We start from the raw sequence: 23,656 nt of genomic DNA, 5'->3' as shown, positions 1-23,656 counted from the left end.
GTTTTTCATACAATGAGAATTTCTCGTAAAAGAACGTAAAATCGTTCTTTTACGAGAAATTCTACAGCCTCAACGCCAACTTAAGCGGAAAAATATAGTTGGCTAAAATGTTGAACGGAGTGGAAACAGCCAACTGTATTTTTTCCGTTTGAAGTTCTTGTTAGGTTTTTTATAGTTCACAAATTTTATCTTTTAGGACAAAATCACTTGTAGATTTATGTTGTTCATTAGCCATTTCGATTTGTTTTTGGCTACTTTCCCATACCAACTTTTTCATATTATACTTATCTTTATATTGAAGGTATTTCATTAGTGAAGCCCCTCCTAGGAATAACCAACCTGTTATTAATATAAATACGAATTCAATAGGAGTCATACTTGTAAATTTAACTCCAAAAAGCTCAATTTTAATAGCAAGTGCAAAGATAATAATCGTTGAACCTAATGTCATTAATATATTTGACGGACCTTTTTCAGCTATTGACGACATTTTTTCTGCTGTTTCTGTAATAACACCTAAAGAACTCTTAAGATTCGAGATTGGATTATTATTACTTTCGATATTTTCTGACATATACCCTCCTTATGAATAAATTTAAAACCTAACAGCTTCTTATACAGAATTATTCCGTATTTGCGGTGGAAATATGGAATACCTTAATTTGTTAAAATTGAATCGACAATACGCTGATTAACCATAAAAACAACAACTTAAAATATATAATCAAATCTTCGTCATGTTGATAGATGGAATAAGTCTGTATTAACAACAGAAATACAGAATAAACTGAAAAACTAGAATATTGGAAAGGCTAAATGAAGATTTAAGAAGAATGTGAAGTTTTGATCGAGGTGAAAGGTTTAGAGCATGGTGAGATGATTATTGATACCCAAACCAGGCCAACTGGTTTAGGTATCAATATAATTAAGGTTAAATCGTCCCCGCTAACGAGCCTTCTAATGTCGCTAAGGTTGCGCCACCGGCCATTAGGTTTTGTAGCTCTTCTGAAGTTATTTCACCTTTTCGTGCTGAACCTAATGTTCTGCCGCGATTCAATACAGTGAAGGTATCGCCCACTGCCATTGCGTGTCTTACGTTGTGGGTAATAAATACTACTGCAATGCCGCGCTTACGTACTTTATCGATCGTTGCTAATACGTTTGCGGTTTGACGTACTCCTAACGCAGAAGTCGGTTCGTCCAAAATTAACACTTTAGCGCCAAAGTGAACAGCACGGGCAATGGCAACGGTTTGTCGCTCACCACCTGACAACGTACCAATTGCTTGGTCTGCTGAACGAAGGTGAATACCCATTTTTTTCATCTCTTTCATGGTCACTTCATTTGCTAATTTATGATCAAAGAAACTAATACCTGCGATTTTCTTTGTTGGTTCATTCCCCATAAAGAAGTTACGTGCGACTGACATTAAAGGAATCATCGCTAAGTCTTGGTAAACCGTGGCAATACCGGCGGTAATCGCATCACGTGGACACTCAAAATCCATTGATTTACCTTCAAAATATATTTCGCCAACCGATGGTTTATGTACACCCGACATGGTTTTAATAAACGTTGATTTACCTGCGCCATTATCACCTAATAAACATAAACATTCACCTGGCATCACTTTTAAAGAAACACCTGAGAGGGCAATAACAGAGCCAAAATGCTTCTCTATTTTTTTCATTTCGATAATAGGTTCGCTCATGTTATTTCTCCCCTGTGATCATACGACGTATGTATGTATTAAGAATTACTGCGAATAATAGTATGGCACCTAAAAACACTCTGAATAAAGAGCTCTCTACACCCGCAAAGAATAAACCTTGTTGTACAACACCAAAGATAATCGCCCCTAATGCGGCACCGATAACCGAGCCGTAACCACCGGTTAATAACGCACCACCGATAACCACTGAAATAATGGCTTCAAACTCTTTTAATAAACCACGGTCAGCCCCTGCAGAACCAAATTCAATCACCTGTGATGTAGCGAAAACACATGCACAGAAAGCAGTAAACATGAACATTAAGATCTTAACGCGGTTAACGGGTACACCAACATAAGTAGCCGCTTGAGCGTTACCGCCAGAAGCGAAGATCCAGTTACCAAATTTTGTTTTAGTGAGTAACCAATGACCGAATATAAGCAGAATGACAGCCCATACCATTAACATTGGGATACCATCAACCACTGGCTGACCTTTTTTGAAACCTCGTTCAAACGTCTCAATCCAACCGTTATCACCTAACCATTGGAATAAACCGGTGAATACTTTCCCGCCAAACACAGGTGCAAGCCAATCCCCTTCCGCAGCATCTTTAATGCCACCGACGATAGTTTTATTGGTGGTAGAAATTGCAGCAAAGATAGTTAAACCACGAAGAATAAATAAGAAAGCTAACGTGACGATGAAACTAGGTAGGCCTGTTTTAATGACTAACCAACCACTTAATGCACCGATTCCCATGCATAAAATGAACGTTGCGATAATAGCCACCCACATCGGCAAGCCAAATACGACCGAGAGTAAGGCAATTGACATCCCACTAAACCCAATCATTGAACCGACTGATAAATCGAATTCTCCTGCAATCATCAATAAACATGCACCGACGGCGATAATAATAAATTGTGAAGAAACAATAGACCAGTTCATCACACCAGAGGCAGAAAACATGCCTGAGTCACTGGCGGTTAATAAAAAGAAAGTAAACACTAAGATCGTGCCACAAATGCCGCCTAATTCAGGTCTGATTAGCGCTTCTCGAAAACTCGATCTTGTTTTAACGCGTTCATCCGGCTTATCGGTTTTTACTGGTGGGGTTGAAGTAGTTTCTGTCATCTTAGACCTCTAAATTTTAAAATTAAGAATATTGCTGAGGTTGAAAGGCCGCCCCTAAAAGGGCGCCGGCCAAATTAATTAAAATAGTAGATTAAAGTTTAACGATACTCTCCTGCATATTTTTCAACGAGCTCTAAACCTTCTTTCGTTACAAAACCAGGTCCAGAGTTAATGTTATTGCCTGGTAATACACCAAATCGGTCGTAATTCGCTAAGATAACAATAGGTAAGTAAGCTTGTAGGAAGGGTTGTTGATCGATAGCCCAGTTAATAACACCCGATTTAATGCCTTTAACGATGTTTTCACCAAGGTCAAATGTACCGAAGTAAATATCGCCTGCTAAACCATTCTCTTGTAATGCTAATAGCGTTGGATCAGCAGATGTTGGACCTAAGGTTAATATTGCTTCTGTTTTAGGATTTGCACTTAAGTAAGCTAATACACGATTTTTAATTTCTGCAGGATCTTGTCCACTGTCTAACATTGAATTACCAAGATCTACGCCTAAGCCATCAGCAAAACCACGACAACGTTCAGCAACAACTGCATTAGATATTGCATGATTTACACAAACGAAAGATTTAATGCCATCTTTTTCAGCACGTTGACCTGCAGCAAAACCAGCATCGTACTCAGGTTGTCCTACGAACATCAATGCACCTACATCACGTGCTTGTTTAGGTGTACCTGAATTCATAATAATAACGTTAATGCCTTGGTCAACCGCACTTCTAATTGGCCCACTCAGTACATCAAAATCAGCAAGAGTTGTAATGATGCCATCGGGTTTAGAAGCCGCAGCTTGTTGTATGATACGCGCCATATCCGCAAGATCACCTGTTGGTGGGTTACGGTATTCAACGGTCACATCCATTTGTTTACCCGCTAATGTCATTCCGTTTTTAACCGTATTCCACCAACTATCAGAATCTGGGGCATGACTGATCAACACATAACGTTCTGCAACAGCAGACATAGAAACCAATGGCGCAGCAATTGCCATCGAGAATATAGCCGCTGTTAATAATTTAAACTTCTTCATCAAAACTCTCCTTGATAGTACTTTTAGATTAGAAATGATCGCTTCTAATAATTTCAAGAACAACATTCTAAATTAATTATTAGCAGCAATTTTTCCTTTCGAATATAACTAGTTTCCGTAAACTTTTAATTTAAATAAAAATGAAAAATTATTTTCAATTAAAAGAAATTTAATACTAATCTTTCAAATCTAGTTAAGCTATAGCTTAAAAGAAGCTTGTTATATAAATGTTAACCAAGTCGGATTTAAATGATGATTCTTATCAAAAAACCTTGTTTAGCCCCTAAATATGAACAAAAACCAATCAAATTACGTCATATATCCATAAAAACTCAAATTACTTTAAATACATTAACAAGCTCACATTTTAGAGGCTTCTTTTATCTACGCGAGCCAATAATAGAAAAATATTTTCATAATAAGAATTAAAAACTAAACTTTAATTCATTTATATTATTAAATTAATTCAAAAGACAAAAATAGTGTCGTGCATAATAAAACGTTTTTAACCCACTAAAGCAGGGTTAAAAGCCTTTAAAATAGACAGAATTCCATTCCCAATTATTGAGTGGAATGAAATAAAGGTAATAGAGAATTAGTATTTGATATTTGATATTTGATATTTGATATTTGATATTTGATATTTGATATTTGATATTTGAGGAAGCTAAAAGTGGTGAATAAAATAGCTAGCATAAAGTTAGTTTAAATGAGGAGAAGAAAAGATAACAACAGCGACTTAATAAGATTTAATTAAAATAAAGCATAGCCTCCATCCCAAAATAGTTTACTCCCAGATAGAAATAAAAAGATATAACACAAACGATATACCAAGGCTTGGCTTGCTCGATGCAGCAACCAAACGCCTATTTTCACGCCAACCGGTGCTAATGGCATTAATATCAGTGACGTCATTAAATTAGTATGGTCAAACTCACCCAGTAAGGTATAAGGAATGAGTTTAAATAAGTTAACAATAGCAAATAACACCGCCATACTGGCAATCAATACGACTTTGTCTAACTTTAATGGCAATAAGTAAATACTTGCTGGCCCGCCACCAGCATGTAATGCGGTACTAGAAAAACCACTCATAACGCTCCAAAACCAAGCACTAATAAGGTTTCCCTTCGTTTTATTTTTACCTTTCATGAGCACATACTGTAAACAAAATGCTAATGAAAGACCGCCAATCACTAATTTTAAACCAGGTTCTGATATCACACTTAAAAATACCCCAGCTAATGCAACACCTAGAATTGCACCGGGTAACATGCGTTTTAATATTTTACGATCAGCATGACGATAATGTTGTTTAACGGCAAAAAAATCCATCACACATAAGATAGGTAATAAAATAGCAGCAGCTTGTGTCGGTTCAATAGTCATCGCCATTAAAGGCACAGCAATAATACCTAATGCGCCGCCTAATCCACCTTTGCCTATGCCATAGATGAACACCGCTGGAATAGCCGTTGCGTAAAACCAAGGATCGGAAACAATCATCATAATGACAGCCTGTTTTAAACTTCAAGAATAAGATTTAAAAGATATAAAAAAGCAGGTCTCAATAATTTTTATTAAAGACCTGCAATGGGGACATATGCTCTTTTTACTTTAAGTTATGATCGTATTTTGTTTATAAGCGCCTACATGGTTGGCATGGTAAAACTGCTTCCATGTTCTTCTAAACGCACGCTTGCAGGCCAACGACTAGTGACGGTTTTCATGCGGGTATAAAAACGCACACCATCACTACCATGTACATTTAGTGGACCAAAGATTGAACGCTTCCATCCACCAAAACTATGAAAAGCCATCGGTACTGGAATCGGTACGTTAACGCCCACCATCCCCGCTAAGACATTCTCACTGAATTCGCGCGCTGTTTCACCGTCGCGTGTAAAGATGGCGGTACCATTGCCGTATTCATTTCGGTTAATTAACTCAAGAGCAGTTTGGTAGTTTGGTACTCTCACAATAGCTAAGACAGGACCGAAAATTTCTTCTTGGTAAATCGTCATCTCTGGTGACACATTGTCAAATAAGGTAGGGCCTACAAAGTACCCTGCTTCATGACCATCAATGGTTAATGAACGGCCATCGACTAATAATGAAGCGCCTTGTTGCTCACCTTCTCGAATAAAGTCGCAAATTTTAGCTTTATGTTGAGCTGTAATAACAGGTCCCATATCGTTCTCTATGCCGTCAACGATCCCTGGCCCAACTCGCATTGCTTGCATTTGTATTTTTAGTTTATCAATCAGTTGATCAGCTGTTTCATCCCCCACCGCCACAACAACAGATAATGCCATACAGCGCTCACCAGCAGATCCATAAGCCGCCCCTATAATCGCATTCGTCGCTAACTCAAGATCGGCGTCTGGCATCAATAAGCAATGATTTTTAGCACCGCCTAATGCTTGGCAACGTTTGCCATGTTCAGAGGCAGTGGTATAAATATATTCAGCAATTGGCGTTGAGCCAACAAAGCTAACCGCTTGTACACGAGCGTCTGTCAGTAACACATCAACAGCCTGTTTATCACCATTAACAACATTAAATACCCCGTCAGGTAACCCTGCTTCTTTGAGCATTGCTGCAAGTTGTAATGCTAAAGAAGGATCTTTCTCTGAAGGTTTAAGCACAAAAGTATTGCCCGTTGCGATAGCAATAGGAAACATCCACATTGGTACCATCGCAGGGAAGTTAAAAGGCGTTATACCGACACAAACCCCTAACGGTTGCATCAATGAGTGACTGTCTACACCTGTGCCGACATTCGCTGAATGTTCACCTTTTTGTAGATGAGGAATACCACAAGCATATTCGACCACTTCTAATCCACGTGTAATTTCGCCAATGGCATCCGAAAAAACCTTACCGTGTTCATTGGAAATTAAGCGCGCTAATGTATCTTTATTCGCTTCCAATAAGGCTTTGAAAGCAAACATCACACGTGAGCGCTTTAATGGCGATGTTTTTGCCCAGCGAGGAAAAGCAAGTTCAGCCGCTGTAATGGCAGATGCAGTTTCTAATTCGTCACTCAATACCACTTGTCCTGTTTGTTGACCCGTTGCAGGGTTGAATATCGGACTAAAACGTTGGCTATTACTTTCAGTGATTTGGCCATTAATAAAATTTTGAACGGTTTCCATGACTTACTTCCTTACAGACTTAATGGTGAATAATATTGCGTACTCTTACAATGAGTACCTGTGGCAACATTGACTTTATAGTTGCTGAACACGCTATTTGTGGCATGACTTTTCTTTTGTTGAACAGCATTGTTATTAAACGGCCTTACTTAACTGCTTTTTTGCTAAGCTACGCTGCTGCCAAAATTGAATCATGTTGCAGTAATTACTTTTAATTTGTTGAATTAGCATGTCATCATCAATTTTATTGGCTAACCATAGACGCGATGGCTCAGAAAATATGGTTCTTCCTACAGCAAAACCTTTTACCCATTTGCATGTTGACGCTACATTAAAACCTTCTTTTAATTGCTCAGCAGGTGCATTTAATCCGAGTAATACAACACCACGACAATGCGGATCATTCGCTTCAATTAAGGTACTCACTTGCACCCATGAAATGCTATTTAGTGGCGGTAATTTCCACCAATCGGGTTTGATATTCAAACTATAGAAACGTGCTAATAATTGAACATAATGCACATCACTATGAGGGAGCTCTTTCGGTAAAATCACTTCTAAAAGCAACTCATGCCCGGACAGACAACACGCTTCGTACACTTCTTTAATGGTTTTTTCTTGTGCCGCTTGCATTGCAGGGTCGTCATCTGGATGACAAAACACTAAACATTTAACAATATGCTCTAACGGCCAAGTGACTAACTGTGAACCAATATTGCCATGCTCTAATAATAAAGGGCGAGATCCGGGTTGCTCTATCGGACGGGCAATCCAACAATCGTTTCCAGTGGCTTGATTGAGCACTGATTGTCCGAAACGGCTATCGCATAATATGCCTGTTTTACCGATTAAATTAAGCTCTTTTGAAACCGCTTGGCTGGCATTAAAAATCAATTCTTTTAAGAGTGGAATTCGCCCAAGATCCGTACCGAACTCCTCTGCCATCTCAACTAACTGACTACGATGGTCAAAGGCTAAAATACACAAATCATCCCATTGCTTTCTGCGCGTTGTCACACGATGTAAATGATTTAATTCAGGATCTAAATCTGGGCGAGGTACTTGACCCGCTCGACTTAAGTAGTTATCTAGCTCTTCTTTTGAAGGCATAGCAGGGGCACAACCATGACGAGATACCACTAACGCTCCACATGCATTTGCATAGGCACATGATTTCTCCCAACCTTCACCATTTAAATAACCACGTAATAAGCCAGACATAAAGGCATCGCCAGCACCCAGCACATTTAACACATCAACGCGTACACCTTCAATGGTGATGCCTTGATCAAGTGAATTCGGGATGCTATCGGAAAAAACAGAACAGCCTAACGGACCGCGTTTACATACCAATTCTGCTTGACTCACTTCACGAACATGACGAAGAGCTGACAATGTATCGGTTGAACCACCTGCAATATGGAACTCTTCTTCTGTTCCCACCACTAAATCAAATAAATGCAGCACCTCTTTAAGTTGCTCCGTTACAGGGTCTGAGGCGATAAAGCGTGTTTCACCATCCCCTAAAGAAGTCAGCCCCCATAAAATAGGACGATAATCGATATCGAGTGCGGTCTTCACACCATGTCGACGGGCATATTTTAATGCAGTGAGTACCGCTTCTCTCGTTTGAGGATTAGATAAGTGAGTGCCAGTGATCGCCAAACAACGCGCCGAAGCAATATATTCTTCATTGACATCTTCAGCGGTGATCGCCATGTCTGCACAATTATCACGGTAGAAAATCAATGGAAAAGTTTCAGTGTCTTTAATACCTAATACTACTAATGCGGTTAATCGTTCTTTATCTTTAATCAGGTAACTAGTATCGACTCCCACAATATCTAGTTCTTCTTTTAAAAATCGTCCCATATGTTCATCACCAACACGCGCTAGCATTGAAGACTTCAAACCTTGTCGAGCAGTACCATAAGCAACATTACCTGATGAGCCGCCTAAGTATTTTGAAAATGACCCCATATCTTCAAGCCGAGCACCAATTTGCTGGCCATAAAAATCGACGGCTACACGTCCCATACAAATTAGATCAAGTTTCTTGTTTTTAGCTTGCATTATGTTGTGCTCCATTATTTTTCAACTTTTTAATTCACTAACATATTGATAATAAAAATCAGCGGCCCTGCTGTTAGTGACTCAAAATATGTTCTTTTCTTAACCATGAAAGCATCATATGAAATAAACGTTTCATTTTCAATGAAAATGAAAACTTTATTTCATTCTAGTTAAAGAAAATGTGATGTACATTTAAATTAGCTATATAAACCATAAAAATAAACAACCAAAAACCAGCAATAACAAGGCGATAACAAAGAAAAACCTTTAAAAATAAAAGTGAACTATTTATTTCATTTAGCATGAAAATTGAAATAATATATTCATCCTCTAGGTATCTGGGCTCATTATCCCTATAATCAGGTGAATAATTAGGTTAATGAATACGCCAATATGAAATGAATGTTAATAAAGTGAAACAAAGGAAAGTAAGATGTCAGTAGCCACTAATATTATCCAACTACAGCAGCAAATTCGTTTTCGCTATAATGATTTGAGTAAACGACTACAACAAGTCGCATCTTATGTTTTAGACAATAACAACAGCTTAGCTTTTGATACGATAGCCGTCATCGCGAGACAAGCTGATGTACCGCCTTCTACTTTAATTCGCTTTGCAAAAGCCTTTGAGTTCAGTGGATTTAATGAAATAAAACAGTTGTTTAGAAGAGACTTAATCGAAGAAACAGCAAGTTATACCGATCGCGCTAGATTATTGAAAGAACATGAACCCGAGCAGACCGGTCGCGGTAAACCATTACATATTTTACAACAGTTTGCGCAAGTGAACTCTCAAGCAATGCATCAATTAGCAACTCAAACATCACAACTGCAACTAGAAATGGCCGTTGATATGCTTAGTAAGGCTGACAATATTTATATTATTGGCTTGAGGCGATCTTTCAGTATCGCAACTTATCTAACCTATGCATTACGCCATGCAGAGCGTCGTGCATTTTTAATCGATGGGTTAGGCGGTATGTTTAGTGAACAGTTATCGATGGTCAGCAAAAATGATCTTGTCCTCTCGATTAGCTTTAGTCCATATGCAGAAGAAACCGTCATGCTGAGTGAAGTAGCAGCCAAAGCAGGCGCGCAGCAAATCATTATTACTGACAGTCAAATTAGTCCACTAGCGGATTATAGTGACGTCTGTTTTGTCGTAAATGAAGGGAAAGTAGATGAATTTAGATCTCAATCAGCTTCGTTATGTTTAGTACAATCTTTAGCCGTTGCGTTAGCGTTTAAACAAGAAAATACACATCAATAAATAAAGCCGACACGCTACTGCATAATTTGCATTAGCATATCGGCTTTGAGCTATGTCATTAAAATTAACAAGAACAAACAATCAGGTGAAAACCGATACTAATTAAAATAGCGTTAATAAAACACTACTAATAAAACTACATTAATAGCTGTGCTGAAAACTACACTAATAATTATGCTGAAAAGCTATGCTAACAATGATTCCACGTATTGTTTAATCTCAGTATCTTGGCAATGTTCAAAAAAGCATTGTTGAAAACGCTCACCTGATACAGCCGTTTTAACTAGCGTTTGATCAATCGATTTTAACGTATCTAAATAATTATCTTTCATCACCGCTGCTTTAACATCATTCAAAATACTGGCATTACTTTGTTGCGGAGCTGCACGTTCTAATGGGTAACCTTGTCCACGCTCGCCTGTCGTGAACGCTTTTTCAAAAATATAACGTACATTTAATTCAGCTCCCCAACCAAACCCTTTAGCAAAAGCTAACGCCAATGCATTACCGTTGTTAATTTGATTAAATAAATACGCATCGGAAGGTTCTAGACAATAACCACAAACGACACCAGGATGGATATTTAACGACATCATCGCACCTTGCCCAGTACCACAACCCGCCACTACAAAATCAACGGCTTTAGCGTTAATCAAAATACTCGCCATGATCCCTAAATGTATATAGGTTAAATGGTGATCATTTTCATCACTCATTCCGACGTTATAAACAAGATGGTTAAGTGGATCTACAACGGTTTTTAGCTCATTTAACACCGATGCATTTTTTCCTGCTTGGCTGTTCTCCATCATTAACGCTATTTTCATTTGTATCTCCTGCAGCGACGCTGCTATTAATTCAGTTAAAGATCATTATTTTTGTCACAATTAACACCAATATACCTAGAAAAAAATCGCTTGCAATAATTTATGAAACATCGGTTTATAAATTTATATGTATATCAAAGATATTCTTCATCAAGAGCGGGCACTTTCAAATGTTATTGCCTCAAATATTATTCTTTTCACAGGTTAATGTTTTCAAATTTTTAAAAAGGCTTTTTAAAAATACTGCACTGGCAATTAACTCAGGTTATGATGTGCGTAAATAAAAATGATAAGGAAAGGCAATGGATAAACCAACTCAACCAGAATCAGTCTCATCAGTATTAAAAGTATTTAGTATTTTACAAGCACTAGGTGAGCAAAAGAACATTGGTGTTTCAGAGCTTTCACAACGTTTAATGATGTCTAAAGCAACTACCTATCGTTTCCTACAGACAATGAAAACATTAGGTTATGTCACGCAAGAAAATGAAGCTGACAAATACTCACTAACACTTAAGTTATTTGAATTAGGCGCTAGATCTTTAGAATATGTAGATTTAATTAGTTTGGCTGATAAAGAGATGCGTTTGATATCAGAGCAAACGAATGAAGCATTACATTTAGGGGCATTAGACGATAATTCAATTATTTATATTCATAAAATTGACTCTAATTACAGCTTAAGAATGCAATCAAAAATTGGTCGTCGCAATCCTCTTTATAGTACGGCAATTGGCAAAGTCTTATTGGCAGGTCGAGATGAAGCTTTTGTTCGTGAGACGTTATCCGATGTAAAATTTATTAAACACACTGAAAAAACATTAGAAAATACGAACCAATTGTTATCTGAATTAAAAGTGGTTCAAGAACAACATTACGCAGAAGATAACCAAGAACAAGAACCTGGTTTAAGATGTATTGCAGCACCAATATTTGATCGATTTGGGTGTGTGATCGCCGGTATCTCGATTTCCTTTCCGACCATTCGTTTCGATGAACAGCGCATGTCGCATTATGTAACGCTATTACAAAAAGCAGGTAAGAACATTTCATCTGAATTAGGTTATAAAAACTATCCAATTAAATAGTTTTTAATTTTCTAAAAGAAAAAAGGCCTAGTTAATTACTAGGCCTTTTTAAATAATCCAAAAATAATATTCAGATTTTAAAATATTACTTTAAAACCGATTACTTAAAACCAGTTACTTTAAACCAATCACTAGGTTATTAGCTAGATTATTCAATAAGATAAAGTATGCATCAGGTCCTTGCTCTAAGTCTGAACCAAGTGGATCTAGTACGCCTGTTGTTGCGCCAGTTCCTTCGATAATTGTTTCGACTAGGCTTGATTCAAATTGTGGCTCACTGAATACCGCACGAGCACCTGTATTTTTAACTCTTTCACGTATCTCGCTGATACCTTTTGCACCAGGTTTTCTATCTGGGTCAATCGTAACAGAACCAACTGCATTTAAATCATAAGCGACTTCAAAGTATTGGTAAGCTGAATGAAAGGCAAGATAAGGCGTCTCTTTCACTGGTGCTAATTTTTGTTTTAATGAGGCATCAAGTGCGACTAGTTTTGTCGTTACTTTAGCTGAGTTAGCTTGATATTGAGCTGTATGTGCAGGGTCGATATCGATTAGCATTTTAGTGGTTTCAGCCACTACTTTTTGCGCTATTTTAGGATCTAACCAAAGGTGCATATCATTTACACCGTGATGATGTTCTTCGTGATCCGCATGTTCCTCATGACCTTCATGTTCTTCGTCAGTTGCTTCATGATCTTCATCGTGTTCTTCGTGAGTCGCATGTTCTTCATGGCCTTCGTGCTCTTCATCATGATCTTCATGAGTCGCATGTTCTTCATGGCCTTCGTGCTCTTCATCATGATCTTCATGAGTCGCATGTTCTTCATGACCTTCGTGCTCTTCATCATGATCTACGCGAGTTGCATGCTCTTCGTAGTCTTCATCATGCCCTTCGTGATGTTCGTGCTCATCCCACTCAATACCGCTACGCGTTTTTAATAGTGAGGATTCAAGTACTTCAGCCAGCTCCAACTGTTTAGAATTTTCTGCAACCGTTTCTAATGGTTTTTCAAGAAAGCTTTCCATCTCATGTCCAATCCAAATTACTAGATCTGCACTGGCTAATGCTCTCGCTTCTGAAGGACGTAAAGTATAAGCGTGTGGAGAACCTTTTTTTACTAATAAAGTTGGTGTAGCAACCCCTTCCATTACTGCGCTGACTAATGAATGAAGTGGTTTAATACTAACCACGACTTTCGGGCTTTCATCTGCCATCAATGTCTGCAATGGCAGTACAAATATAGATAAGCAAATAAATAATAGTTTTTTCATGTTTAGTCCTTTAAGATAGTTGATTAACGTAATGTTATATTATAACATTTAGAGTTGTCAACTAGCTATAGAAGATATTAAAAGTGATTAGCGTAAGCACTAAAAAAGACATCATTAAAATAAAGGTAATGTGTTAACAATGTTAGCGATCAATAAAGACAATAACAGTCAACCTCTACTCACCTTAAGTAATGTAAATCTACAAATAAGCGGCCGTTCGTTACTTGAATCAGTGGATTTACAACTTAAACCCGGCGAAATAGTCACGGTTGTAGGGCCTAATGGCGCAGGTAAAACAACCTTATTACGAGTGGCGCTTGGTTTACAAAAACCAACATCAGGCAAAGTAGAAAAAGCCAAAGATGTAACCATTGGTTATGTGCCACAAAAGCTTCACATCGACCCTACCTTTCCTATTACTGTTCGACGTTTTTTAGCATTAGCAAAAGGACATGACAAAACAAAATTTGTGCCTTTATTAAAAAATGTTGGTGCGGAGCATGTTATTGATTCGCCATTACAAGGTCTGTCAGGTGGTGAGTTACAACGTGTGCTGATGGCTAGAGCGTTAATGCGTGAACCTGATATTTTAGTGTTAGACGAACCCGTGCAAGGAGTTGATGTACATGGGCAAGTTGAATTATATGACTTGATCAGTCGTGTGCGTACCGAGCGTGGCTGCGCCATTTTAATGGTGTCTCATGACTTACATTTAGTAATGGCTTCTACGGATCGTGTATTTTGTTTAAACAAACATATTTGTTGTAGCGGCACACCTGAAGTCGTCGTGAATGACCCTGCTTACACCGCTCTTTTTGGTCCATACGCAGCAAGACATTTGGCATTTTATGTACATGATAAAGAACACCAGCATGACCATGAGCATCATCATGAGTGTTGTGGGAACGAGGAAGATAGCAACAATGGATGATTTTTTATTAAGAGCACTGTTAGGCGGATTAGGTGTTGCCTTAGTTGCTGGGCCTTTTGGTTCATTTGTGGTGTGGAGACGTCTAGCGTATTTTGGTGATACCTTGGCACATTCTGCTTTATTAGGTGTTGCGCTTGGTTTTATTTTGCATATCAACCTGACATTAGGCATTTTTATTATTTGCCAAATTTTAGCAATTTTACTGTTTATAAGTCAGTACCAACGTCAGCTCGCCAGTGATACGTTATTGGGAATATTCTCCCATGGCGCACTGTCGCTTGGGTTAGTGGCATTAGCCTTTATGGATAATGTAAGAATCGACTTAGTGAGCTATCTGTTCGGTGATATTTTAGCGATTGGTTATGATGATTTATATTGGATTTATGGCGCAGGTGGTGTCGCATTATTAGGGTTGGTTTGGATCTGGAAGCCTTTATTATCGATTACCATTCACGAAGATTTAGCCCGTGTTGAGGGATTACCCGTCGACCGTATTAACTGGTTATTTTTAGGCTTAATTGCATTGATTGTAGCGATTATGATGAAAGTGGTTGGCATGCTGTTAGTAACTGCTTTGTTAATTATCCCAGCCGCTACCGCAAGGCGCTTTGCAAATACGCCTGAAAGCATGGCATTAATCGCCATGGTGATTGGTGCATTGAGTGTGGGATTAGGACTATGGGGATCTTTTGAATATGACACGCCATCAGGCCCAACCATTGTGGTGGCTGGCTGTATTTTGTTTATCGGCAGTATTTTATTACCGAGAAGACATTAAAAAGTAGTTATTGCTCAAAGCTATACTATAAAGCAAGACAACCAAGCTATACCACAAAGTAGGTCAGTGAAAAAAGGAAGCAGTCAATGACAGCTTCCTTAATAACCTATATCCAATTAATACTCGAAAAACACACCAATAATCATTTTCAATGCGAGTAATGTTAATAGTATTTTGATGATAGAAAACCAAGAGTCATTATTGGTTTTTTTACGTAACCTGACTCCAATGAATGATCCTATAATTGAACCCAACACCATATAAACAATAATATGAATATGAGCTATCAAAGAAAAGCCTAACAACATGAATACAGGTACTTTCGCTAAATGACTAATGCTCATAAAAATAGCGCTTGTTGCTATAACTTCATCTTTATTATCTAACTCTTTGGTTAAAATACTCAGTGATAATGGCCCCGTCGCCCCTACCAATAACCCTAAACCTGTTTGTACAAAACCAATAAGATAATAGTTTTCATATCGACGAAGCAAAGTAGAAAAACGAATGCTCCACATGTTAAGAAGAATATAACTACCAATGGCGAGAGGAATGTAAGTAACAGGTAAACTTGCAATTAAAAAACCAAATACAAAAACGCCAATGATCGATCCGATTAAAAAACGTGGCAATAGTTTCCAATGAACATTCTTGAAGGAGAAGATGACCCTCGAGCTATTACTGGCTAATTGTGTAAGCCCATGGATAGGAATAATAATGCTTGGAGGTAAATATAAAGATAAAATAGGAAGCAGTAATAACCCTCCCCCAAACCCCAACACACCAGAGATAATGGAAGTGATTAAAGAACTCAGAAAAAGTATGACGTCTAATGCCAAAGGAATCTCTTATCTAATTATATTGAAACTTATTAATAACACTACTCAGTATTGATACCAAAATATTTATTCGTTTAGATGAAATATAAAAGAAGTTAAAAATCTAAGTTTACCCTTAACTTCTTTTTCTGTTTATTTTTAAATGCTCTACCTTTAAGAGCAATAAAGGTAAGTCATTCCCCCCAATTGAAGATTGTCCATTCAGGATGTTTTTTAGCTTCTGCAGATAAGCGCTCACAAGGGTTCACTAAATATGCATAATCGGCATATTCACATAATGGCAAATCGTTAATTGAATCACTATAAAAGTGAATCGCCTCAACGCTAATTTTTTGTTCAGCAAGCCATTGTTCTAGTCGCAATATTTTCCCTTCACGATAGGTAGCAATGCCAGTGACTTGATTAAGGTAACAACCATTTTCAATGACCAGATCAATACCTAACGCATCTTCTATAGCGATGGCTTTGGCGACTTTTTTAACAATAAAAGTAACCGTGGCCGAAATCACTAAACATGGAATCCCTTTGGCATTTAAAGCCTTGACTAGCGTAATCGCTTCAGGGAAGACTAAAGGAAGAATTTTCGTGCTGACAAATTCATCTACCAAGTTATCTATCTCATGTTGCGGAATAGTTGTTATGGGTGCGAGGGTATAGAGGATATATTCCTCCATATCTAGCTCACCTTTTGCATACTTCACCATTAATGCTTTATCAGTCGCTAAATAATCAGGATCAGTAACGATCCCTTGTTCAACTAAAAATGCACTCCACAAGCTGGCACAGTCTCCGTTGACTAAGGTTTCATCCATATCAAATATATGCAGTGATTTTTCCATATTATGCTCTCACTGGTTGTATTTCATTGAGGTTAAACATCAGCTCAAGTGAACTGCCTTTGGCCATCAACCGTTCCGATGAGCGGTTAAGCAAATCAACCGTTAACTCATTCTCTTCAACCTTTACGTTGTAACGAATCACATTACCTAATAGCTGATGAGATACGATAGTCGCTGGCATTGGGGCTGATATATGTTCACCGTACTGTCGCCCTGCTTCTCGAATGTAAATAGACTCAGGACGAATCGCTACTTTTTCTTGGCTAGCTAAGTTAAACCATTGATTAGCGGTGTCTGCTTCAATTAAATTGTAATGTCCCATAAATGAAGCAACAAACTCATTGACCGGTTTCGTATAGATCTCTTCTGGCTTACCTTGCTGAACAATTGAACCTTGATCCATCAAGAAAATCCTATCCGATAACAACATCGCTTCTTCTTGGTCATGTGTTACAAATACGGTCGTTAGATTTAACTCTCGTTGAATATTAAGAATTTGCTGACGCAGACTTTTACGTATTTTTGCATCGAGCGCAGATAGAGGTTCATCTAATAATAATATTCTAGGCTTAACCACTAAAGCCCGAGCCAGTGCAACACGTTGACGTTGGCCGCCGGACAGCTCGCTAGGATAGAACTTTTCTTTGCCGTCTAATTCAACTAAATCAATCATTTTTTTTACTTCTGTTCGCGCTTCAGATTTACTAATCCCTTTCATTTTTAAACCAAAAGCCACGTTATCTTCAACGGTCATATTAGGAAACAAAGCGTATGACTGGAACACCATACCAATTTCTCTTTGTTGAGGAGAGACATCGGTAATATTTTCACCATCAACCCAAAGTTCACCATTATCCACCTGGTTTAACCCAGCAATACAACGTAATAAGGTTGATTTACCACATCCACTTGGCCCAAGTAAGGTAATAAACTCGCCCTTTTCAATCTCAAAATTAATATCCTGGAAGACGTTTACATCACCAAAACTCTTAGCCAATTGACTCACTTTAACGTAGCTCATTATTGATTCCCTCTACTGAAACGGGTTGCTAACCATGTACAAACAAAAATAAAAGCAAAATAGGTCATCACTAAAGCAGATGTAAAATGTCCACTGGTTTGACGCATATTATATAAATATATCTGTAACGTTTCATAACGTGTGCCCACTAATATATTGGCAAATACAAATTCACCTAATAAAAATGAGAAAGAAAGAAACGCAGAGGCTAATAAGCCTTTTTTCAAATTTGGCAAAATAATTAACAGATAAGCTTTAGTCGTACTTGCCCCTAAAAGGTGTGCGGCATCAACCAAATCTCTTAAATTAATAGTGGTAAAACTGTTGGAAATAGCACGATACATAAACGGCAAGGCAATAGTGAAATAGGTACCAATTAAAATCCAAGGTGTCCCTACCAATTGAATTGAGCTATCAGCGTAGAGTTGTAATAACCCCACAGATGAAACCACAGGCGGCACAGCAAAAGGCAGTAAAATCAGGATATTCATGACCTTATCCAAAGCAGGATAATAATAAAAAATAACAAAGATCATCGGTAACACTAGCACCATGGCTAATAATAAAGAAGCAATACAGATAAACAGTGAACGACCAAAAGCATCTAAAAATCGAGGATCAGTGAGTAGTTGAGAATACCATTTCAATGAAAACCCATCGGGTAAAATAGTGGCGCCCCAACTTGATGAAAAAGAGTAAAGTAAGGTAGCAAAAATTGGGATAAATAATAAACCAGAGATACCATATACAATCGTTTTATGAAGCGTTAAATTCGAATTATGCATGGTAGCTCCTTGAAATTAACCACTGGTTAACAGCAGTAATAATCGCGAGTAATAACATTAATAAAGCAGAAATTGCTGCGGCTAAATTGGGCTCTAAGAATAAATCGCCAGACACTAAACTCGCTATACGAATCGTTACCATATTGTAGTTACCAGAGGTCAAGGCATATACGCTTGCATAAGCACCAATGGCATTAGCGAACAAAATAATAAAGGTGCCTAATAAAGCAGGCGACAAAATAGGTAGCCCTATCTTCATCCAGTATTGACGAGAGTTTGCTCCCAATAACATAGAGGCTTCATAGGCATCTTTTTTTAAAGCGTCAAAGGCGGGATATAAAAGAAGCGCGCCGAGTGGAATTTGAAAGTAGATATAAAGCACTAATAAACCAGAGCTACTATATAAATCAAAATCGCCTAATATTCCCCATTGTCTTAATAACAAGGTAACGGCGCCATTCGTGCCCAAAATAATAATAAAAGCAAAGGCCAGTGGTACGCCTGCAAAATTACTGCTCATATTAGTAAAGGCAACAATAGCATCACGAATTTTACTATCTAAATGTCTTAATGATGAAACAAGAATCGCTGCAAGAGCAAGCCCAACCAAACTAGACCAAAAAGCAATCCAAAGGCTATTACTAAAACCCTGCAAGATAAAAGCAGAGTCTATAATTTCGCTATAATTTTCTAACGTCCACTCCCCTTCATACAGAAAGCTATTTACTAGCACCCACACCATCGGTGCTATTTGAAAGAGATAATAAAAAACAATAAAAGGGATTAACCATAAGACGGGTTTATATTTACCTAACTTCGCTTTAAAAGTAGGCTTTCCTTTTGTCGAGTTTATAGAGGCCGCTTTAATGGTGTTAACATTACCATGTGCGGCTTCGATGGGTTTCGTCGTTATCATGCTGCAATCCTTATTTATACTAATACATCGGCAGCAAATGCTTTTTGATGTTCTAAACCAAGTAGCTCACAGACCAAACCACATATTTCAGTTTGTTTTATCGACACATCACAATGACTAAAACGATCGCCAATTAAATACAAAGGGACTTCACGCTCTTCAGCTAACGTACCACCGTGCGATCGATCATTGTTCATACCGTGATCACTGGTAATTAATATCTGGTAGCCTTCTTCAATCCATGCAGGTAGAAAGTCAGATAAAATAACATCCGCCTGACGTGCACTATTACGGTACTCGGCAGAATCTAATCCAAACTTATGCCCTGCATCATCAATATTCATTGAATGAACAAGTAAAAAATCCGGGTCAAACTCCTGTCGTAGATATTCACCATCTAATAACAAAGCTTGATCAGGATAATGATCCCAATGATAAAAAATACCATGTTGAATTTGCAGACTTTCATTATGAGTATGACGGTCGCGTATCGCATCATATGGAGAGCGATTATATAACTCACTCACCCAATGATAAGCCGCAGCAGCTGTCGCTTTCCCTTGGCTTTGCGCTAAGCTAAAAACAGAGTCAAAGAGGGAACGGCGAGTGACATTATTGTGTACGATCCCACTTTCAACAGGCGTAATACCCGTTAATATACATTCGTATAAAGGGCGGGAGAGTGATGGTAGTTCGCTATAAAGCGAATATTGGCTTGCTTTCTTGTGCTCTACTAAACCATTTAAGTAGCCCAAACAATCTTGAGCTACTTTTAGATTTAAGCCATCAAGAACAACAAGGATAACCTTATCATTCATCTTAAATCCTTTTAGTTTTGGTAGATAAGAACGCCTTCTTGCCATTGACGTGGCAATTTACGTGCAGATTTTTCCCAAGCTGAGAAGTCAGAGATTGGGTGAACAGATTTATATTGTTCGTTTGGAATTAGCTTTGCTTGGATTGCTTCTGGTAGTTTTACACTGGTGCGAATCGGACGTGCATAACCATCAGCTAAGTTAATCTGCCCTGCATCACTAAAGATGTATTCACGTGCTAGTTTTGCAGCGTTAGGATTTTTAGCGTATTTATTGATGATAGTGGTGTAACCAGAAATGACTGAACCATCTTGTGGGATATTAACGGTAAAACGACTACGGTCGATTTGGTCGCGGTAACTCAGTGCATTAAAGTCCCATAAAATAGCCACTTCAACTTCGCCTTTTTCTAAGTTAGCGACACTAGGGTTAGTAAATGATAAACGCCCTTGTTTAGCTAATTTCCCAAAGAACTCAATCGCAGGGTCAAGATTACTTTCATCTCCACCATTAGCAATCGCAGCAGCTAATACGGCGTTATTCGCCTGTGAAGCAACACCAACATCGCCAACGGTGACTTTATAACTACCTTCTAATAACTCTGCCCATGTGGTTGGTGCGTCTTTTACTAGATTATTGTTAGAGATGAATGAAATCGTCCCAGTGTAAGCTAATGCCCAATGTCCGTCTGCATCTTTAGCCCAATTAGGCACGTCATCCCATGTACTTGGTTTATAAGGCTGTGATACCCCTTTCTTAACCGCAACACGTGCAAATGCGAAACCAACATCGCCAATATCGGCTGTTGCATTAGATTTTTCCGCGTCAAATTTCGCAATTTCTTGTGCAGAACTCATATCAGTATCTTGATGTTTAATACCGTAATTGTTCTTCAGGTCAGCCCAAGTATCCTTCCAGTTTGCCCAACTATCTGGCATCCCGATACTGTAAACTTGACCTTCTTTTTGAGCGGCAGCTACAAGCGAATCGATATTGACTGATTCAGCAGCATAAAGTGATTGTGATAGAGAAAGTGCAAGAAGTGTTGTTGTAACTTTAAATGTATTCATTTTACTGCCATCCTTTGGTCTAGTTCAGTGAGTTCATTTTTCATACTACAAGAGAAACATTACAGTTTTTTGACAAAGATTCAAAACATTTTTTAGTTTTGTTATCTAATCCACCTATTTTAATAACAAGAAAACCATTAATTATTACTTTTAATGTATATTAATTACTTATAACTCCAAAATATTGGACTAGACCAATTAAAATGAAAAACAAAACTGACATGCCGTTAAAGATGAAAGATGTATTGCGAGAGCAGATTTCCGGAGGTTCACTACTTCCGTTACAGAAGCTGCCTTCTGAACGGGATCTTAGTGATTTATTTTCAATTACACGTATCAGCGTTAAAGATGCACTCGCGTCATTAGAAACGGCTGGATTAATTTATAAGGAAAACCGTCGAGGTTGGTTTGTTTCGCCACCACGAGTCGAATATAACCCGCTATCACGTTCTCATTTTCATCAAATGGTGACAGAACAACAACGGATTGCCGAAACACAATTAATCAATATCAGTACGATGATGGCCCCCAGTCATTATGCTAAAACTTTAGCACTGACTGAATTAACAGAGATACACGTTATCGAACGATTACGCTTTATTGATGGTAGAGCCGTTTTATTTGTTGAGAACTGCTTAATTAGCCATTTTTTCCCAAACATTATTTCAGAAAATTTAACGCAGTCTCTGACAACGCTTTACCAAACTAAATATAATTTCACCACCAGCCGATCGCGCTTTGATGTTATTCCAGCAGCAGCCCCTGCACACGTAGCCAAAGCATTAAACATCAGCCCAGGTCAGCAAATATTAAAAATCTGCCGTGTAAACTACAATCAACACGCACAAATAATCGATTGTGAATTTGAATATTGGCGACCAGATGCGGTCATGATCAGTATTGATAGCATTGAACATTGAGCATTAAGCATTAAGTATTGATAAGGTTAGAGCAGGCTTTGAAGCAATCTGAATCTCAGTACGAGATTCGCTAAAAGATCTAAAAAATAAGTCGATTAATAGAAGCAAAAATGAAGACTAATCGCTTACTTTTACTATTTGCTTACCAGTAAAAGTACCGTCCATTTGGCGAGTCAAAGCCTCGCTAATATGCTTTGCAGTAAATTCGATCGAGTGCAGTATTGGTGTTTGAATTTCACCTTTAGCCACACTCTCTAACATGACCTTACTCATAAAACCCATTTTTTGTTGTGCGCATAAACTGTTGTCTAACCATGCGCCTCCTAAAGAAACGATACTGATCGTCGGCCCTTTACGATCAAGTAAATCTTGTTCAAATAAGGGTAATGGTCTTAAACAAGCAATACGTCCACAAAAACGCATCAACTCGATATTGCGAATAGTTGCTTCGCCCCCGATAGAATCAAGTACCGCATCAAAACCTTGTGGACCTAACTCTCGACGTATTTTTTCGCATAGTTTAGGATCGTGATAATCAAAAACGGCATCGGCACCTAACAGCTTCAACAACTTATGGTTGCGCTTAGAGGCAGTAGTAAATACATCTGCGCCTCGTTGTTTGGCAAATTGAATAGCAAACTGACCTACAGCTCCAGCGCCAGCTTCAATAAGAATCGTTTCACCAACTGTTATACGTAATTTTTCAAGTGAAATGAGTGCTGTCATGCCTGCACAAGGCAAAGCAGCAGCAGTCATCGCATCAATGTCATCAGGAACAACCGAAACCGCAAAATTAGGGACTTTAGCATATTCACTTAAAGCCCCTTGATCGCCCATACTGGCATGCCACATGACTCTGTCACCGACATTAGGGTAAACACCTTTTTGTGCCTTGACGACGATACCAACGGCGTCTAACCCCAAAATATGGGGATATTGCCACTGACAAAAACCAGATTTAGACAAGATCGCATCGACTGGATTTAAACCAACATACTCAACCTTTACCAACAGCTCATTATCACTACATTCAGGCAATGGTAATATTGCTTCAGACAATCTAATTGATTCATTAGGTTCAATTAATACAATCGCTCGCATCGTCAGCGGAAGGCTTAAGTCTACGTTAGTCAGGTTTACAGTATCAGTCTTTGCCATT

At 38.2% G+C, this 23,656-nt stretch carries 22 protein-coding genes; 5 read left to right on the top strand and 17 right to left on the bottom strand.

Translation table 11 applies throughout. The features are described 5' to 3' along the window. Positions 1–169: 169 nt before the first annotated feature. From Q0794_RS13055 to iolC, 7 genes are all read right to left on the bottom strand, one after another. Positions 170–574, bottom strand: a complete 405-nt coding sequence (locus Q0794_RS13055) for a hypothetical protein (protein ID WP_298942592.1) — start codon at positions 572–574, stop codon at positions 170–172. 357 nt (positions 575–931) lie between these two features. Further along, complete coding sequence (locus Q0794_RS13050; protein ID WP_298942590.1) at positions 932–1,711, bottom strand: ATP-binding cassette domain-containing protein; 780 nt, start codon at positions 1,709–1,711, stop codon at positions 932–934. 1 nt (position 1,712) lies between these two features. Continuing rightward, on the bottom strand, positions 1,713–2,849 hold the full coding sequence (locus tag Q0794_RS13045) for an ABC transporter permease (protein ID WP_298942588.1): 1,137 nt from the start codon (positions 2,847–2,849) through the stop codon (positions 1,713–1,715). A 98-nt stretch (positions 2,850–2,947) separates the two neighbouring features. After that, positions 2,948–3,892 (bottom strand): sugar ABC transporter substrate-binding protein, encoded by a 945-nt coding sequence (locus Q0794_RS13040; protein WP_298942586.1) that lies wholly within the window; start codon positions 3,890–3,892, stop codon positions 2,948–2,950. Positions 3,893–4,645: 753 nt separating this feature from the next. Beyond that, the gene (locus tag Q0794_RS13035; protein ID WP_298942584.1) at positions 4,646–5,401 is read right to left on the bottom strand and encodes a sulfite exporter TauE/SafE family protein; all 756 of its coding nucleotides are present in this window, start codon (positions 5,399–5,401) and stop codon (positions 4,646–4,648) included. 140 nt (positions 5,402–5,541) lie between these two features. Further along, a complete protein-coding gene (locus Q0794_RS13030; protein WP_298942583.1) occupies positions 5,542–7,050 on the bottom strand; it encodes a CoA-acylating methylmalonate-semialdehyde dehydrogenase in 1,509 nt (502 codons plus the stop codon). A gap of 135 nt (positions 7,051–7,185) precedes the next feature. After that, the gene (iolC, locus tag Q0794_RS13025; protein WP_298942581.1) at positions 7,186–9,123 is read right to left on the bottom strand and encodes a 5-dehydro-2-deoxygluconokinase; all 1,938 of its coding nucleotides are present in this window, start codon (positions 9,121–9,123) and stop codon (positions 7,186–7,188) included. Positions 9,124–9,556: 433 nt separating this feature from the next. Here iolC and Q0794_RS13020 point away from each other — a divergent pair, with 433 nt between their 5' ends. Next, positions 9,557–10,393 (top strand): MurR/RpiR family transcriptional regulator, encoded by an 837-nt coding sequence (locus Q0794_RS13020; protein WP_298942580.1) that lies wholly within the window; start codon positions 9,557–9,559, stop codon positions 10,391–10,393. A gap of 185 nt (positions 10,394–10,578) precedes the next feature. Here Q0794_RS13020 and Q0794_RS13015 read toward each other — a convergent pair whose 3' ends face one another. Beyond that, positions 10,579–11,220, bottom strand: a complete 642-nt coding sequence (locus tag Q0794_RS13015; RefSeq protein ID WP_298942578.1) for an RpiB/LacA/LacB family sugar-phosphate isomerase — start codon at positions 11,218–11,220, stop codon at positions 10,579–10,581. 302 nt (positions 11,221–11,522) lie between these two features. Here Q0794_RS13015 and kdgR point away from each other — a divergent pair, with 302 nt between their 5' ends. Next, positions 11,523–12,308 carry a DNA-binding transcriptional regulator KdgR gene (gene kdgR / locus Q0794_RS13010; protein ID WP_298942576.1) on the top strand — a complete coding sequence of 262 codons (786 nt, stop codon included), beginning with the start codon at positions 11,523–11,525 and terminating at the stop codon, positions 12,306–12,308. Positions 12,309–12,422: 114 nt separating this feature from the next. On the opposite strand, the gene Q0794_RS13005 is transcribed toward kdgR, so the two are convergent. Next, entirely contained in the window at positions 12,423–13,583 is a 1,161-nt protein-coding gene (locus Q0794_RS13005; RefSeq protein WP_298942574.1) for a zinc ABC transporter substrate-binding protein, read from the bottom strand. A 139-nt stretch (positions 13,584–13,722) separates the two neighbouring features. Between Q0794_RS13005 and znuC the strand changes: the two genes are divergently transcribed. Beyond that, positions 13,723–14,514: a zinc ABC transporter ATP-binding protein ZnuC gene (gene znuC / locus Q0794_RS13000; RefSeq protein WP_298942572.1), complete on the top strand. Its 792-nt coding sequence runs from the start codon at positions 13,723–13,725 to the stop codon at positions 14,512–14,514. Further along, positions 14,507–15,292, top strand: coding sequence for an iron chelate uptake ABC transporter family permease subunit (locus tag Q0794_RS12995; protein ID WP_298942570.1), 786 nt, complete (start codon positions 14,507–14,509; stop codon positions 15,290–15,292). The genes znuC and Q0794_RS12995 overlap by 8 nt, the downstream gene beginning before the upstream one ends. 116 nt (positions 15,293–15,408) lie before the next feature. Here Q0794_RS12995 and Q0794_RS12990 read toward each other — a convergent pair whose 3' ends face one another. The 7 genes from Q0794_RS12990 to Q0794_RS12960 form a co-directional block, all read right to left on the bottom strand. Next, the gene (locus Q0794_RS12990; RefSeq protein ID WP_298942569.1) at positions 15,409–16,131 is read right to left on the bottom strand and encodes a sulfite exporter TauE/SafE family protein; all 723 of its coding nucleotides are present in this window, start codon (positions 16,129–16,131) and stop codon (positions 15,409–15,411) included. Between the two features lie 173 nt (positions 16,132–16,304). Further along, positions 16,305–16,970 carry an HAD family hydrolase gene (locus Q0794_RS12985; protein ID WP_298942567.1) on the bottom strand — a complete coding sequence of 222 codons (666 nt, stop codon included), beginning with the start codon at positions 16,968–16,970 and terminating at the stop codon, positions 16,305–16,307. Position 16,971: 1 nt separating this feature from the next. Continuing rightward, entirely contained in the window at positions 16,972–17,991 is a 1,020-nt protein-coding gene (locus tag Q0794_RS12980) for an ABC transporter ATP-binding protein (protein ID WP_298942565.1), read from the bottom strand. Then, positions 17,991–18,776: an ABC transporter permease gene (locus tag Q0794_RS12975; protein WP_298942563.1), complete on the bottom strand. Its 786-nt coding sequence runs from the start codon at positions 18,774–18,776 to the stop codon at positions 17,991–17,993. Before Q0794_RS12975 ends, Q0794_RS12980 begins: the two co-directional genes overlap by 1 nt. Next, positions 18,769–19,692, bottom strand: coding sequence for an ABC transporter permease subunit (locus tag Q0794_RS12970; protein WP_298942561.1), 924 nt, complete (start codon positions 19,690–19,692; stop codon positions 18,769–18,771). The genes Q0794_RS12975 and Q0794_RS12970 overlap by 8 nt, the downstream gene beginning before the upstream one ends. A 14-nt stretch (positions 19,693–19,706) precedes the next feature. Then, entirely contained in the window at positions 19,707–20,510 is an 804-nt protein-coding gene (locus Q0794_RS12965) for an alkaline phosphatase family protein (protein ID WP_298942559.1), read from the bottom strand. 11 nt (positions 20,511–20,521) lie between these two features. Continuing rightward, entirely contained in the window at positions 20,522–21,577 is a 1,056-nt protein-coding gene (locus Q0794_RS12960; protein WP_298942557.1) for an ABC transporter substrate-binding protein, read from the bottom strand. Positions 21,578–21,780: 203 nt separating this feature from the next. Here Q0794_RS12960 and Q0794_RS12955 point away from each other — a divergent pair, with 203 nt between their 5' ends. After that, complete coding sequence (locus Q0794_RS12955) at positions 21,781–22,497, top strand: UTRA domain-containing protein (RefSeq protein ID WP_298942555.1); 717 nt, start codon at positions 21,781–21,783, stop codon at positions 22,495–22,497. 117 nt (positions 22,498–22,614) lie between these two features. On the opposite strand, the gene Q0794_RS12950 is transcribed toward Q0794_RS12955, so the two are convergent. Further along, entirely contained in the window at positions 22,615–23,655 is a 1,041-nt protein-coding gene (locus tag Q0794_RS12950) for a zinc-binding dehydrogenase (protein WP_298942533.1), read from the bottom strand. Between the last annotated feature and the right edge of the window lies 1 nt (position 23,656).

This window comes from uncultured Psychromonas sp. (assembly GCF_947489755.1).
Classification (GTDB): Bacteria; Pseudomonadota; Gammaproteobacteria; order Enterobacterales; family Psychromonadaceae; genus Psychromonas.
This window is presented reverse-complemented; position numbering and strand designations above follow the sequence as displayed.